This window comes from Pyrococcus yayanosii CH1 (assembly GCF_000215995.1).
Lineage (GTDB): Archaea > Methanobacteriota_B > Thermococci > Thermococcales > Thermococcaceae > Pyrococcus > Pyrococcus yayanosii.
In genome coordinates this window covers 1,307,109-1,319,136 of the sequence record NC_015680.1, presented here as the reverse complement: position 1 = coordinate 1,319,136, position 12,028 = coordinate 1,307,109, and the positions used below count along the sequence as shown (strand labels likewise).

Annotated in this window: 16 protein-coding genes and 1 other RNA gene; 6 read left to right on the top strand and 11 right to left on the bottom strand. The window is 54.2% G+C overall.

The window, feature by feature from the left end; translation table 11 throughout:
• Positions 1–4: 4 nt before the first annotated feature.
• The gene (locus PYCH_RS07395; RefSeq protein WP_013906233.1) at positions 5–472 is read right to left on the bottom strand and encodes an Lrp/AsnC family transcriptional regulator; all 468 of its coding nucleotides are present in this window, start codon (positions 470–472) and stop codon (positions 5–7) included.
• 92 nt (positions 473–564) lie between these two features.
• On the opposite strand from PYCH_RS07395, the gene PYCH_RS07390 reads away from it, so the two are divergent.
• Positions 565–933 (top strand): cupin domain-containing protein, encoded by a 369-nt coding sequence (locus tag PYCH_RS07390; RefSeq protein ID WP_013906232.1) that lies wholly within the window; start codon positions 565–567, stop codon positions 931–933.
• A 62-nt stretch (positions 934–995) separates the two neighbouring features.
• A complete protein-coding gene (locus tag PYCH_RS07385) occupies positions 996–1,334 on the top strand; it encodes a transcriptional regulator (RefSeq protein WP_013906231.1) in 339 nt (112 codons plus the stop codon).
• Here PYCH_RS07385 and PYCH_RS07380 read toward each other — a convergent pair.
• From PYCH_RS07380 to PYCH_RS07350, 7 genes are all read right to left on the bottom strand, one after another.
• Complete coding sequence (locus PYCH_RS07380) at positions 1,331–3,004, bottom strand: DUF4910 domain-containing protein (protein ID WP_013906230.1); 1,674 nt, start codon at positions 3,002–3,004, stop codon at positions 1,331–1,333. The two genes, PYCH_RS07385 and PYCH_RS07380, sit on opposite strands and share 4 nt — an antisense overlap.
• A 40-nt stretch (positions 3,005–3,044) precedes the next feature.
• Positions 3,045–4,097 (bottom strand): glycosyltransferase, encoded by a 1,053-nt coding sequence (locus tag PYCH_RS07375; RefSeq protein WP_013906229.1) that lies wholly within the window; start codon positions 4,095–4,097, stop codon positions 3,045–3,047.
• A 31-nt stretch (positions 4,098–4,128) separates the two neighbouring features.
• Positions 4,129–4,809: a fibrillarin-like rRNA/tRNA 2'-O-methyltransferase gene (locus PYCH_RS07370; protein ID WP_048058400.1), complete on the bottom strand. Its 681-nt coding sequence runs from the start codon at positions 4,807–4,809 to the stop codon at positions 4,129–4,131.
• Positions 4,810–4,817: 8 nt separating this feature from the next.
• Entirely contained in the window at positions 4,818–6,026 is a 1,209-nt protein-coding gene (locus PYCH_RS07365) for an NOP5/NOP56-like protein (RefSeq protein ID WP_013906227.1), read from the bottom strand.
• 70 nt (positions 6,027–6,096) lie between these two features.
• Positions 6,097–6,411: signal recognition particle sRNA (ffs, locus tag PYCH_RS09665), an RNA gene on the bottom strand.
• A 352-nt stretch (positions 6,412–6,763) separates the two neighbouring features.
• Positions 6,764–7,456: a ThiF family adenylyltransferase gene (locus tag PYCH_RS07355; RefSeq protein ID WP_013906225.1), complete on the bottom strand. Its 693-nt coding sequence runs from the start codon at positions 7,454–7,456 to the stop codon at positions 6,764–6,766.
• Positions 7,440–7,940, bottom strand: a complete 501-nt coding sequence (locus PYCH_RS07350; RefSeq protein ID WP_013906224.1) for an HIT family protein — start codon at positions 7,938–7,940, stop codon at positions 7,440–7,442. The genes PYCH_RS07355 and PYCH_RS07350 overlap by 17 nt, the downstream gene beginning before the upstream one ends.
• Before the next feature lie 129 nt (positions 7,941–8,069).
• Here PYCH_RS07350 and PYCH_RS07345 point away from each other — a divergent pair, with 129 nt between their 5' ends.
• The 4 genes from PYCH_RS07345 to PYCH_RS07330 are packed head-to-tail and all read left to right on the top strand — an operon-like array spanning position 8,070 to position 10,835.
• Positions 8,070–8,546 carry a 30S ribosomal protein S15 gene (locus tag PYCH_RS07345; protein ID WP_013906223.1) on the top strand — a complete coding sequence of 159 codons (477 nt, stop codon included), beginning with the start codon at positions 8,070–8,072 and terminating at the stop codon, positions 8,544–8,546.
• Between the two features lie 27 nt (positions 8,547–8,573).
• Positions 8,574–10,007, top strand: a complete 1,434-nt coding sequence (locus PYCH_RS07340) for a single-stranded-DNA-specific exonuclease RecJ (protein WP_013906222.1) — start codon at positions 8,574–8,576, stop codon at positions 10,005–10,007.
• Entirely contained in the window at positions 9,985–10,236 is a 252-nt protein-coding gene (locus tag PYCH_RS07335) for a KEOPS complex subunit Pcc1 (protein ID WP_013906221.1), read from the top strand. The genes PYCH_RS07340 and PYCH_RS07335 overlap by 23 nt, the downstream gene beginning before the upstream one ends.
• Complete coding sequence (locus PYCH_RS07330) at positions 10,236–10,835, top strand: 30S ribosomal protein S3ae (RefSeq protein ID WP_013906220.1); 600 nt, start codon at positions 10,236–10,238, stop codon at positions 10,833–10,835. The genes PYCH_RS07335 and PYCH_RS07330 overlap by 1 nt, the downstream gene beginning before the upstream one ends.
• 9 nt (positions 10,836–10,844) lie before the next feature.
• On the opposite strand, the gene PYCH_RS07325 is transcribed toward PYCH_RS07330, so the two are convergent.
• From PYCH_RS07325 to PYCH_RS07315, 3 genes are all read right to left on the bottom strand, one after another.
• Entirely contained in the window at positions 10,845–11,291 is a 447-nt protein-coding gene (locus tag PYCH_RS07325) for an Lrp/AsnC family transcriptional regulator (protein ID WP_013906219.1), read from the bottom strand.
• 74 nt (positions 11,292–11,365) lie between these two features.
• Positions 11,366–11,647, bottom strand: coding sequence for a nucleotide pyrophosphohydrolase (locus tag PYCH_RS07320; RefSeq protein WP_013906218.1), 282 nt, complete (start codon positions 11,645–11,647; stop codon positions 11,366–11,368).
• Complete coding sequence (locus tag PYCH_RS07315) at positions 11,625–12,023, bottom strand: ArsR/SmtB family transcription factor (protein WP_013906217.1); 399 nt, start codon at positions 12,021–12,023, stop codon at positions 11,625–11,627. The genes PYCH_RS07320 and PYCH_RS07315 overlap by 23 nt, the downstream gene beginning before the upstream one ends.
• Positions 12,024–12,028 lie beyond the last annotated feature (5 nt).

The following is a 12,028-nucleotide window of genomic DNA, read 5'->3' as shown; positions in this document are numbered from 1 at the left end:
AGAATCACCTCACGGGCACTCCGGCCTCCTTGAAACTTTCCAGGACGACGGAGACTCTAATCCTCCTTGCGAGGTTCTTCAGGTGTTTCAAGTTCAGCTCCCTCAGGAAGGAGTTAAGGGCCTCAACATCCTTGAAGGTGGCCCGTATGAGAATGTGGAATTCGCCCGTCTTTTTATAAACGTCAAGTACATTCTCCATCTTTACAAGTCCACGTATCCTTTCCTCAAGATCTTGAGCTTCGGGGTTCACGAGCTCCACCTCTATTAGCGCCGTGAGGAATTCTCCGAGGAATGCCGAATCTATCACGGCGGAGTACCCCTTTATGGCGCCGAGCTTCTCAAGCTTTTCCACCCTGTTCTTCACGGCGGCTGGCGTTAGGTTAACTTTTTTCCCCAAGTCGGTTAGGGTTATCCTCCCATTCTTCCTTAGCTCCCTCAAGATGATCTCGTCAACTTCATCTATACCGGGCATCCTTTTTCCCGCTTCCCTAATATATCCTGGTATTTAGAACGTTTGCGATAAGCCAATAAAGGTTTGCCGAGGATATGAGAGTGGTGATGACTATGTACATCGGGCACGTGAACGATGTTGAGGAGAAGGATGTGCAGGTGGCGAAGGAAACGACCATAAGGTGGCTCATAACGCCCAAGCTTGGGGCCAAGAACTTCGTCATGAGGTACTTTGTGATTAAGAGGAGGGGTGAGATACCCCTTCATCAGCACGATTGGGAGCACGAGATATTCATAGTGAAGGGGGAGGGCTACCTAACGAAGGACGGGAAGAACTGGTTCAAGGTGGTTCCGGGCAGCTTCATCTATATCCCACCGAACGAGCCCCACGGCTACAAGAATGAGGACTCCGAAACATTTGAGTTCATATGCCTCATCCCAGCCAAGAAAGAAGCCGTTCCCGAAGATGAGTGGGCCGAGTAGAAAACTTTATTACTTACTTTTCCCTTATTCTTCTGAACTTTGAACTTCATAGGTGGGAAAGTATGAGGGGGGAGCTGGGGAATACTTATGAGAAGTTCGAGGCCCTGCTACGTTCGATAGGTCTCAAGAAGAACGAGATTAGGATATACCGGCTCCTCCTTGAAAAGGGCAGGGCCATGAGGATAAGAGAAATCCAAAAGGAGCTCGGTATCAGCGAGAGGTCCGTCAGGGAGCATGTCCTCAACCTCTACAGGAAGGGGCTTCTTAAGAGGGAGCTAATTCAGATGGGGTGGCTCGGCTACGCCTACACCGCAGTCTCCCCTGGCGAAATCCTCCAGAAGATAAAGGAAAGTCTAATGAAGAGGATAGAGGAACTGGAAAAGGAGTTTAAGAAGGGTTAAATCTCCCTTACGAAGCCCACTTCCTCGAGTATTCTCAGGGCCCTTTCGAGCTTCTCCCGATCAACTTTCCCGTACTCCTCCTCGAGCGCCCTGAAGGCTTTCTCCTTCGGTAGCATCTCCCCCAGCATGAGAAGCTCGTGGAGGTGAACCGTAAAGGTTCTGTCCTCGAATAACTCCTCGAGCACCTTTCCCTTTTTCTCGTCGATTTCCTTTACCCTCCGGGCGCTGATAATTCCCTTCTCCCTCCATTCGAGCCATGGCTCCGGCTCGAATGTATTGCCGATCTCGAGGCCGAGGAGCCTCGAGTCCCTCGCTAAACCATTCATAACGAGTCTCCCTGCCTCTTCAAGCTTCCTCTCCATGGATATCTCGCCAAGCACCTTCATAGCGTAGCCTCTTGCGAAGCGCTCGAGCTCCCCCTTCCCCGCCCTCGCCACTGCTAAGGCTGTCGCTAAGGCTGCCCTCCCGATTACGGTCATGACTTCGAGGCTCAGCTTCTCGGGGCTGTCCGCGGAAGAGTGATAGAAGCGGTCCGGCCACGTTATTGGCATCGTTCCCGGGACGCCGAAGAAGTTGAAAACGTCGTGGTCGCTCCCCATCTCGTAAGGGTATGCCTTGAGGCGAAAGCGAGGCAGAGGATTACCTGAGAAGCTCTTCCCTTCAACGTTGACCTTGGCGAGGAAGTGCTCGAGAATGCCTGAAACGAGCGAGAACCTTGAGAGCGGGTTCCTCACGAGCATTACCGTCGAGCCGGCCCTGTCGTCGCTTCCAGCGACCATGTCGAGGTTGATGTTGGCGTATATCTCCTCCAGCTCGGCCCTTGAGATGAAGGCCTGCGTTCCGTGATACTCGGGGACCCAGAGGAACGCGAAGCCGACTCTGCTCTTCACGTTCTTGAGGAGCCTCGCGATTTCTATGAGCATGGCGCTCCCGGAAGCGTTGTCGTTGGCACCCGGCTTAGGATGACAGATATGGGCTGAGAACAGCAAGTACGGGGGCTCACCGATCCTCGCATAGACGATTGGCAGGGTGGCTTTATCCCTAACCTCCGTCTCGACCCTGACCTTTACCTGAACGCCGCCCTTTTTTGCCTTGGTTATTAAGTCCTCGGCGACCTTTTCGGGCACGGCAACGGCCGGTATCTTGGCCCACTTAAGGTCTTCCCGTGTCAGGAATAGGCCCACGTATGGGAACGCCTCACCCGTTCCCTTTCTGTAAGCTATAAACGCCTTTGCGCCGGCCTCATTGGCCCTCTTGTAGGCCTCCCTCCATTTCTCGCCGACGAGGACTACCTTCCCTTCGGCCTTTTCCCAGTCCTCCTCCCTGAGTATTGGCAGTAGCTCTCCCTCAGCCTCGCCGGGCGGAGAATGGGCCATCACCAGGAGGGGACTGTCTTTAGTGGTAAGCTTCTTCTCCCCATACTCGACATAACCCTCAATCAACTCCCAGGCTATGGGGGAGCGGAGCGTTAGGTGGAGCCTTTTACCATCGTACCCGTCCCTTATGAGCTCCGCCTCGATACCTTCCTCCTCGAGCCTTGAGAGGACGTATTCGGCGGCTTTAACGATGTCCTCCGAGCCCTGTATCCTGTGGAACCTGGATATTGCCACTATGTCCTCGAAGACCCTCTCTGACCTGAAGGCTTCGGCCTCCCTGAGGAACGCATCCATAGGGCTCACCGATTAGAGATGAACCTCAGCGCTTAAATGGTTACCCCCATGTTACATGTCTGTTCACCACGAACCTCACGAGGAAAGACAAGATAATGCCCACGAGGTTCGCCAGAAGGTAATGGATTCCCAAGAACAGCAGGACCCAGTAAACGACGAACTGGACGAGCGCTCCGCTCAGGGCCGCGAGGTGGAATTTTGCAAGCCTACCTATGAGGGGGCCCCTCCGGAGGTCTCTGAAAGTCCAGAGGTCATTCCATGTGAAGTTGTTGAGGATTGCGAGCTCTGTGGCTGGAACAACGGCTATGGATTTTGGGAGGCCTAGTTGAACGAAGAGCCAGAGAAAGCCCTCGTTTACAAGAATACCTGAGGCCCCCACGAGGGAAAACTTGACGAGCCTGTCGATTTCCCCCTCCCACCTCATAAGCCTGTAAACGTGACGGAGGTAATTTAACATCGTTTTTCCCCTCAGCTTGCTCTTTCCCGCTCTTCTAAGGCCGAAGGAAAATGGTATTTCGGCGACCTTGGAGTAGTGCCCCTTGACGAGGAGCTCCATCAGGATTTTGAAGCCGACAGGGTTCAACTCAACACCTTCAATTACTTCCCGTCTGAGGGCGAAGAAGCCACTGACCGGATCCTTAATCCCCCTTATCTTCGGGAGGGCAACCCTGCCTATCATTATGGCCCCCTTCGATATAAGCCGCCTGTAGAGGGGCCAGCTCTCGACCTTACCCCCCTTCACGTACCGGCTGGCTATGGCGATGTCCGCCCCTCTTTCGATGGCCTCAACGAGGAGGGGGATTACTTCGGGGGGGTGCTGGAGGTCGGCGTCCATCACCACGAGGATTTCGCCGCGCGCCTCCTTAAAGCCCCTTATAACGGCCGAAGAGAGGCCCCTCTCGCGGGTTCTCCTCACGACCCTGACGGGATATATGAGGGAGAGCTCTTCGGCCAGCTCCCAAGTTCGATCGGGGGAGTCGTCATCGACGACTATTATCTCATACTCCCTGTCCGCCAGAGCTTTATCTATGCGAGAGAAGAGCTCTTCTAGGTTGTCGCGCTCGTTGTAGGTAGGCACGATGATTGAAATCATGAGGGGGCCTCCAAAAATGGAAAGGTTAGGATCAATGCTTCCTCACGACGAAGAGGGCGTGATCCTTCTCGTAGGGTTCGAGGTTTAGCCTCTCAACGACCTCGAAGTACTCACCAAGCTCCCTTTCGACCTCCCTGAAGACTTCCTCGGGCTCCTTGGTGACGTCTATGCTCCTGCTCTTCACGGCTATCATGCCGTAGCCTCCCCTCTTTAGAAAGGCCTCGGCGTTGTCGATAAGTATCTTGGCCTGCGTGGGCTGTGCCACGTCCTCGAAGATGACGTCTACCTTCGTTACAAGAGCCCTATATTCCTCAGGCTTCGTGGCGTCGCCAAGGATTGGGATTATGTTCCTCCGCTCCTCGACTATGGGCACAAGCTCCCTAAGAACCCTCGGTGAGAACTCGATTCCAAATATCTTACCTTCCCAGCCCACTATATCGCTGACGTGTGAAGCTGTAGTTCCACTCGCTATGCCCAGATAGAGAACGCTCCTGCCGGGCCTTATCGGGAAGTTTCTCAGACCGTTCATTATCGCGGCCCCGAGCTTGGAGCGGTGTGGGTTCCATATCCTGTACTCCTCGCCCTCCCACTTGATTATTCTCTCTCCGTAAACCCTCTGGCCGGGGACGAGGTTCTTCGTGGCTATCTTCTCGCTTCCATCATCATCGATGACCGTGTAGACCCCGGAAAACTTGTGCTTCTTAATTTCCACCATGTCTTTCACCTCCTACCCCTCTTCTCCTTGCCCTTCTTTTTCTTCTTTTCCTTCTTCTTTTTCTTCTTGAACCTCCTTGGCTCGGCTTTCCTCTTGGGCGGCCTTGGATACTTCTCCTTAATCTCCCTAATCCTGGCCTCAAGCTCCTTCTTGAGCTCCTCGGCTATGTATTCGCCGGAGAAATAGTCGACTCTGGCGGCGATTGCGAGCTTTCCTGCCAAAGCTCTGGCAATCTTACCCCTCTGCCACCAAGGCGAGCGGTTTATCGCTGGGTACTGGTAGATGACACCGTGCTTTGGCGGCTTCGCTCCTGTCCTCAGGTGTCTGAAGAGGGCTTTTTCTGCTCCAAGCACCTGGATGGTGGAGGACGGCATCATGGCGAGCTCCTTCAGCCCTCCGGCGAGGCTTATTAGCCTAGCTGCAAGCTTTGCACCGACGAGGGCCTTGAGGTTCGGCGCTACATCGTCCATCGCCCTGTCTATGTAATCCTCTATCTCCTTCCTGAGCTTGTAAAGCCTGTCTATCTCCTCGGCGAAGTGCTGGATAACTCTTATATCCGTCTCGTCCATCCAGGCACCCATCGTTTTCTCCTTAGCTTCAAGTATCTTCCTAATCTTATCCTCGCTCAGACCGAGCTCCTCAAGCTTCTCCTCGCTAACGTTGTCCCTGTGCCCAACGGCCTTAACGAAGGCCACATACTGTGGGTGCCTTGGAAGTATTTCATCGAGCTCCGGGAAGTGGAGGCTGTACCACTCCCTGAGCCTCGACACGAGCAGGTTTATGACCTTGTCAAGGTCGTCCAGAGCCTCTATGGCTTGGATTACCATCTTGTCCCTTGCGCCGCTTTGCTCCTGTATCCTGAGCCTTGTCAGAGCCACGCCAACTCTGTAGTAGGTGTCAAACCAGTCCTCACCGAGGAACTCCTCAGGGTTCGAGCGGAGCCTTTCGCCCGCGAGGTTTGGGAACTCACTGCTCGCGTTGTAGCCGAGCTCCTTCGCTTTCCTGCTGAGCTCTGAATGCTCAAAGATAAACTCGTCGTAGCCCTTCTTCCTTAGCTCCTGAAGGAGGGCTTTCAGGTCCTCGGTTAGCTCCCCGGTTAGAAGCTTGTCAAGGACCTTCTCCGGGCTCTCTGTGAAGAATCTCTTGGCGATGAGCTTGCCGTCCTCGTCGAAGGCGTAGATGCCTCGAACGTTCTCGGCTATAAACGCTTTCATAACGACCACCTGCTTCCTTATCGAAGAGATGGTATAAAAGCGTTGACCTCATCGTAGAAAAGTTTAGCGGCGGCGGGCGCGCCCAAGGGTGGGAACCCTCCACCGCCCCCCTCCACCGGGGCCTCCCTCATCCCCGCACCCCCGCGAGCGTGCACCGTGGCCCCTACCGCTGCTCCCTTCCGGGCCTGGCGGGGTTCAGGGCCCAAAGGGGGTTAGCGTGGCCCTTCAGCCACGCCTCCCCCACCGGGCACCCCGCGGGACGAGGACTCATCGTTTGGCCCCGGCTTCCGAGGGCGGCTTCGGGAACCGCCCCTCGGGCTTCGGCCCCGGCATATCGGCGGTTTCCGGTTACAGGGGACGCCGAACCCCCCGGCCTAGCCCGCCGCCAAAAGGTTCCTTAGTGGTCCCGATATATAAAGGTTTGGTCCGTCGCTGTTTTTCCAATTTTTGACCGAAAATTTTATAAGAATAGTCTTCCCCAATACCTCCCGCGTAAAATCAGATAAAACTGTCGCCGCTGTGGCTAAAATCAGTGGGGCCCTTGGCCCCGTTTGACATGACTGTGATAAAGGGCTTTTCTGCGTTGTGAGCCCAATTGCATAGTCTACTGAATCTTGCAGGAAAAACAGGGGTGCGGGCCACGAAGCTTATAACCTCATGTCTTCCAAATTTTCTGGGCTATGATGACTGAATCCAATGCTGACCCTCCGGGGATGATTGCCCCCAGAGTGGCTGAGCTAAATATTCAGGACTTCGATGGTGTTGTGGGCCAGGTCTATTATCAATAGCTTGTTAATGAGTGGCTCGCCATGGCCCGTTATTAGCTTGACGACCTCGGCGGCCTGTATGCTTCCAACGACGCCCGCGGTGGCTCCTAGAATTGGGAAGGTTCTTTTCCCCGAAACCCTCGGAAATATTTCCCTTAGCCTCCTTGTTTTCCCCGGGATTATCGTCGTCACCTGACCGTAGAGTCCTTCAACGGCCCCGTGAACCAAGGGAATGCCCTTCCTGTGGACGAAGTCGTCGAGAAGGTATCTCGTTTCGAAGTTGTCGAGGCAATCCACGACGATGTCAACATCCTTGAGAACCTCGTCGATGTTTTCTCCAGTCAAGCGGCCTACGAAGGTGTCTACCTTAACATCAGAATTAAACCGCTCCAGCTTCCACTTAGCCGAGAGTGCCTTTGGCCTTTTCCCCACATCCTCCTCCCAGTGGAGTATCTGCCTGTTGAGGTTGCTGAGCTCGGGCATCTGCTCGTCCACGAGGAGTAGCCTTCCCACGCCGGCCGCGGTCAAATAGTAAGCGACGGGACTTCCTAGCCCCCCCACGCCTACAACGGCAACCTTGGCCTTCTTCAGTCTCTCCTGACCTTCGACGCCGAATATCCTTATCTGCCTGTCGTACCTTTCAAGTTCACTCTCGCTCAGCATTTTCGATCTCCTCTATTGCTCTCTTAATATCATCGTAGGCTTCTTCGAGGGACTCGGGGATTACCTTTGTGTCCGCAATGACTGGCATGAAGTTTGTATCCCCGTTCCACCTCGGGACGATGTGCAGGTGGATGTGGCCGTCTATGCCCGCTCCTGCAACCCTGCCTATATTAAATCCAAGGTTGAAGCCGTCTGGTCTCATGACCTTCTTTATGGCCTTTATCATGAGCTGGGCCAGCTTCATGATCTCTAGCAGTTCTTCATCCGTCAGCTCCTCGAGGTTCCCCACGTGCCTATAGGGGGCCACCATGACGTGGCCTGGGTTGTAAGGGTAGTTGTTCATTATGACAAAGGCGTGCTTCCCCCTATACAGAATTAACCGCTCCCTGTCCCTGTTCTCCTTTGGAAAGTCGCAGAATATGCACCCTTCGTGCTTTGGGGCCCTGATGTATTCAATTCGCCACGGCGCCCACAGTATCTTCATCCGCCCACCCCAATGGAGGCTCGCAAGGATCTTAAAAAAGCTTGGTCCCGCAAACCTTTTAAATGCTCCCCTCAACCGGGAGGTGGAGGGACGGCTGGCCTGGGCTGGCCGTCACCAGGAGGTGGTTGCATGGCGAGGATGCACGCGAGGAAGAGGGGTAGGAGTGGTTCCAAGAGACCCCCAAGGACGGCCCCGCCCATATGGCTCGAGTATACCGTCGAGGAAATTGAGAACCTCGTCGTCAAGCTCAGGAAAGAGGGCTACAGCACGGCGATGATAGGGACGATACTCAGGGACCAGTACGGCATCCCGAGCGTCAAGCTCTTCAAGGACCCGGACAACCCCAACAGGAACCTTACCATAACGAGGATCCTCGAGAAGCACGGCCTCGCCCCCGAAATACCCGAGGATCTCATGTTCCTCATCAAGAGGGCCGTCAACCTGAGGAAGCACTTGGAGCAGCACCCCAAGGATTTACACTCTATGCGCGGTCTCCAGCTCATCGAGAGCAAGATAAGGAGGCTCGTCAAGTACTACCGCAGGAAGGGCAAGCTTCCGAAGGACTGGCGCTACGACCCGGAGCAGGCCAAGCTCCTCGTTCGCTGATTCTCTCCTTCTTATTAAGGTGGTAGGATGGACAAGAATGCCTTTTTGGAGAGGGCCCGGGAGGGTGCCGAGCTAATAAAGATGCATGTGGAGCTAGAACACACCATCAGGATTATCTCCCACCGCGATGCCGATGGGATAACCGCGGGGGCTATCCTCGCGAAGGCCGTCGCGAGGGAGGGCGGCAAGTTCCACCTCAGCATAATCAAACAGGTAAGTGAGGAGCTCATAAGGGAGCTGAGGGAGGAAGACTACAGGATATACGTCTTCAGCGACCTTGGGAGCGGTTCCCTGAACCTCATAAGAGAGCATCTCGGGGACAGGACAGTGATCATAGCGGACCATCACCCCCCTGAGGACGGGGAACTGCCCGATGGACACGTCCTCGTAAACCCTGTCCCCTTCGGGGCCAACAGTGTCCGCGATCTAAGCGGTTCGGGTGTCGCCTACTTTATAGCGAGAGAAATAAACCGGAAAAACAGAGATCTCAGCTACTTGGCTCTTGTGGGGGCTGTTGGAGACATGCAGGAGAACGACGGCGTGTTTCATGGCATGAACCTCGATATAATCGAGGACGGGAAGGCTCTTAGTATAGTCGAAGTGAGGAAGGAATTGAGGCTTTTTGGGAGAGAAAGCCGGCCTCTCTATCAGATGCTAGCCTACGCTACGAATCCGGAGCTCCCGGAGATAACGGGCGACGAGAGAAAAGCCATAGAGTGGCTCAGGAGCAAGGGCTTTGATCCCGACGTAAAGTACTGGCAACTGCGCGAGGAGGAGAAGAAGAGGCTCCACGACCTCCTTGTCATTCACTTACTCAAGCATGGGGCCACGAAGGAGGACGTTGACAGGCTGATAGGCGATGTCGTTCTGATAACAATATATCCCGAAGGAGACCCAAGGCATGAGGCCCGTGAATTTGCAACACTCCTGAACGCGACTGGCAGGCTCAACGCCGGGACGCTCGGCGTCGCCGTCTGCTTCGGGGATGAGAACGCCTTCAAGAGGGCCCTCAAGCTCGTTGAGGACTACAAGAGGGAGCAGATAGAGGCTAGGAAGTACCTGATACAGAACTGGGAGTCCCTCCTCTGGGAAGGCGAGCACGTCTATGTCCTCTACGCTGGCAAGGCCATAAAGGATACTCTCGTCGGGATAGCCGCCAGCATGGCCATAAACGCTGGTCTCGCCGACCCGGAGAAGCCGGTAATAGTTTTAGCGGACAGCGAGGAGAATGAAGAACTCATGAAGGGCTCAGCCAGGACGACGGAGAGGGCCTTAGCGAAGGGATATCACTTAGGGGAAGCCCTTAGGAAGGCCGCTGAGATCCTTGGTGGGGAAGGGGGAGGCCACGCCATAGCGGCGGGTATAAGGTTTCCCAAGGATAAGCTTGAGGAGTTTCAAGAGCTCATAGACAGGCTACTTGGAGAGCAGGTGGGGGCTCATGGAGATAAGGGCCGAGGTTGAGTTGGTCTGGGAGTACGGCGATGCTGAAAGGGCGAGGGCGATAGCGAGGGCCATCGATGTTGATAACGCATCCCTTCCGGAGGGATTAAGGAAAAATTTAAATTTGAAGACGCGTTCCGAAGGGGGGAGGGTAATAACAAAGGTTAAATACCGCGGGGAGATTGAGACCCTCATAGCGGCTTTAGACGATTTGGTGTTCGCGATCAAGGTTGCGGAGGAGGTGTTGTAATGGCGAAGCCTAGGAGGAAGGCTGGTGCCACGAGAGATAAGTGGAAGCTCAAGCAGTGGTACATAATCTACGCCCCTGACTTCTTCGGGGGGCAAGAGATAGGGCTCACGCCAGCCGACGATCCCGAGAAGGTCATAGGTAGGGTCGTCGAGGTGACCCTTAAGGATCTCACGGGAGACTTCACCAAGGGCCACGTCAAGCTGTACTTCCAGGTCTACGACGTCAAGGGCCAGAACGCCTACACCAAGTTCAAGGGCCACAAGCTCGCTAGGAGCTACATAAGGAGCCTCGTTAGGAGGAGGACCACGAGGATAGACGGCATATTCAACATCACAACTAAAGACGGCTACAAGCTCCGTGTTATGGGTATGGCAATAGCCATGCGCCGCATCCAGACCAGCCAGGAGAGGGCCATCAGGAAGATAATGCAGGAAATTATCTACAGAAAGGCTGAGGAGCTTAACTTCAAGGACTTCATCCTCGAGGCCGTGACTGGCAAGATGGCCGAGGAGATAGCCAGGGAAGCTAAGAAGATATACCCGCTCAAGAGGGCCGAGATAAGGAAAATAAAGGTCTTGGCAGAGCCCGAAGCCGCTTGAGCCCTCTTTTTAAATTAATTCAAACTTCACGACGTCGCTGACGAATGTCACGTCTATTCTTTCTGCTTCCTTTAGCTCATTCATTATCTCCTCAACGCGCTCTTCTGCGCCCTTCAGCTCTTTGGGGACGAGCACGTGGATTATGAGGCTGTGGGCTCCTATCCCCTTCTCGATGATTTTAACCTCTTCCCTAGCCTGGAGCCTCTCGATTATGGTATTAATGTCTGTGCCGGGCCGGAGGGACACGGCTAGGATGACGTAGGCATAGCCGAGCTTCTCAAAGTTGGGAATCACGGTAAACTTCTTTATGACGCCGAGCCTTTTGAGCTTCTCCATCCTTCTCGCGACCCTTTGCCGGGTCGTGCTGAGGAGCTCCGCAAGCTCCTTATATGTGAGGCGGGAGTTCTGGGAGAGAACCTTAACGAGTTGGAGGTCCATCTTATCAAGCTTCCTCATCTAACCACCCTTCTTCCTAAAAGAATTGAGCTTATAAAAATCTTTCGAAAGATATCCAACATCACGGGCTAAAGCTAAGGTTGGAGATCTCTTGTTGAATATTTTCTGATGCTTTCCATCAGGGCGTCCTCTAGGTCTATCCCATAGTAGTTGGCTATGCATGCGAGGGCGAAGAGAACGTCACCAACCTCTTCCCTCAGTTTTTCCTCGCTTGGCTCTCCCTTAACACCCTCCATGGCGAGTATCTCGTCAGCTAGCTCACCTACCTCCTCCATCAGGGCTGCCAGCATCTGGGAAGGCGTCCAGTAGCCGCCCATCTTCTTCACGAGAGCATCAACGTCCCTCTGGAGCTCCATGTCCGAACTCCTCCGCGAGCATTTCAATGAACTCCTTTAACCTTTCTTCGTTCGTCCTGTAGAACCTCAGCTTGCCTTCCCTCCTCTCATGGAGTAGATCGAGCTCCTTCAGTATCCTTATGTGGTGGCTAACGAGGGTTTGGTCGACACCAAGGGCTTCAGAGATAAGACACACGCACATCCACCTGTCCCTTAGTATTTTAAGAATTCCATAGCGGATTGGATTCGCCATAATTTTGAGGAACCTCTGGAGCTCACCCCTTGGCTCTAGCTCCAGTTCCTCGTCGAGATCGAAGATCTGGCACTTCTCGAGGCATCCCATTACGGTCTTTCTCTGCCTTTCGTTAAGTCTCTCGATGAGTTCCCTGAGCTTCACCTCCG

Excerpts from the sequence above, each read along its gene's own strand:
- PYCH_RS07395 (WP_013906233.1), bottom strand. The coding sequence starts at position 472 with ATGCCCGGTATAGATGAAGTTGACGAGATCATCTTGAGGGAGCTAAGG.
- PYCH_RS07390 (WP_013906232.1), top strand. The coding sequence starts at position 565 with ATGTACATCGGGCACGTGAACGATGTTGAGGAGAAGGATGTGCAGGTG.
- PYCH_RS07385 (WP_013906231.1), top strand. The coding sequence starts at position 996 with ATGAGGGGGGAGCTGGGGAATACTTATGAGAAGTTCGAGGCCCTGCTA.
- PYCH_RS07380 (WP_013906230.1), bottom strand. The coding sequence starts at position 3,004 with ATGGATGCGTTCCTCAGGGAGGCCGAAGCCTTCAGGTCAGAGAGGGTC.
- PYCH_RS07375 (WP_013906229.1), bottom strand. The coding sequence starts at position 4,097 with ATGATTTCAATCATCGTGCCTACCTACAACGAGCGCGACAACCTAGAA.
- PYCH_RS07365 (WP_013906227.1), bottom strand. The coding sequence starts at position 6,026 with ATGAAAGCGTTTATAGCCGAGAACGTTCGAGGCATCTACGCCTTCGAC.
- PYCH_RS07355 (WP_013906225.1), bottom strand. The coding sequence starts at position 7,456 with ATGCTGAGCGAGAGTGAACTTGAAAGGTACGACAGGCAGATAAGGATA.
- PYCH_RS07350 (WP_013906224.1), bottom strand. The coding sequence starts at position 7,940 with ATGAAGATACTGTGGGCGCCGTGGCGAATTGAATACATCAGGGCCCCA.
- PYCH_RS07345 (WP_013906223.1), top strand. The coding sequence starts at position 8,070 with ATGGCGAGGATGCACGCGAGGAAGAGGGGTAGGAGTGGTTCCAAGAGA.
- PYCH_RS07340 (WP_013906222.1), top strand. The coding sequence starts at position 8,574 with ATGGACAAGAATGCCTTTTTGGAGAGGGCCCGGGAGGGTGCCGAGCTA.
- PYCH_RS07335 (WP_013906221.1), top strand. The coding sequence starts at position 9,985 with ATGGAGATAAGGGCCGAGGTTGAGTTGGTCTGGGAGTACGGCGATGCT.
- PYCH_RS07330 (WP_013906220.1), top strand. The coding sequence starts at position 10,236 with ATGGCGAAGCCTAGGAGGAAGGCTGGTGCCACGAGAGATAAGTGGAAG.
- PYCH_RS07325 (WP_013906219.1), bottom strand. The coding sequence starts at position 11,291 with ATGAGGAAGCTTGATAAGATGGACCTCCAACTCGTTAAGGTTCTCTCC.
- PYCH_RS07320 (WP_013906218.1), bottom strand. The coding sequence starts at position 11,647 with ATGGAGCTCCAGAGGGACGTTGATGCTCTCGTGAAGAAGATGGGCGGC.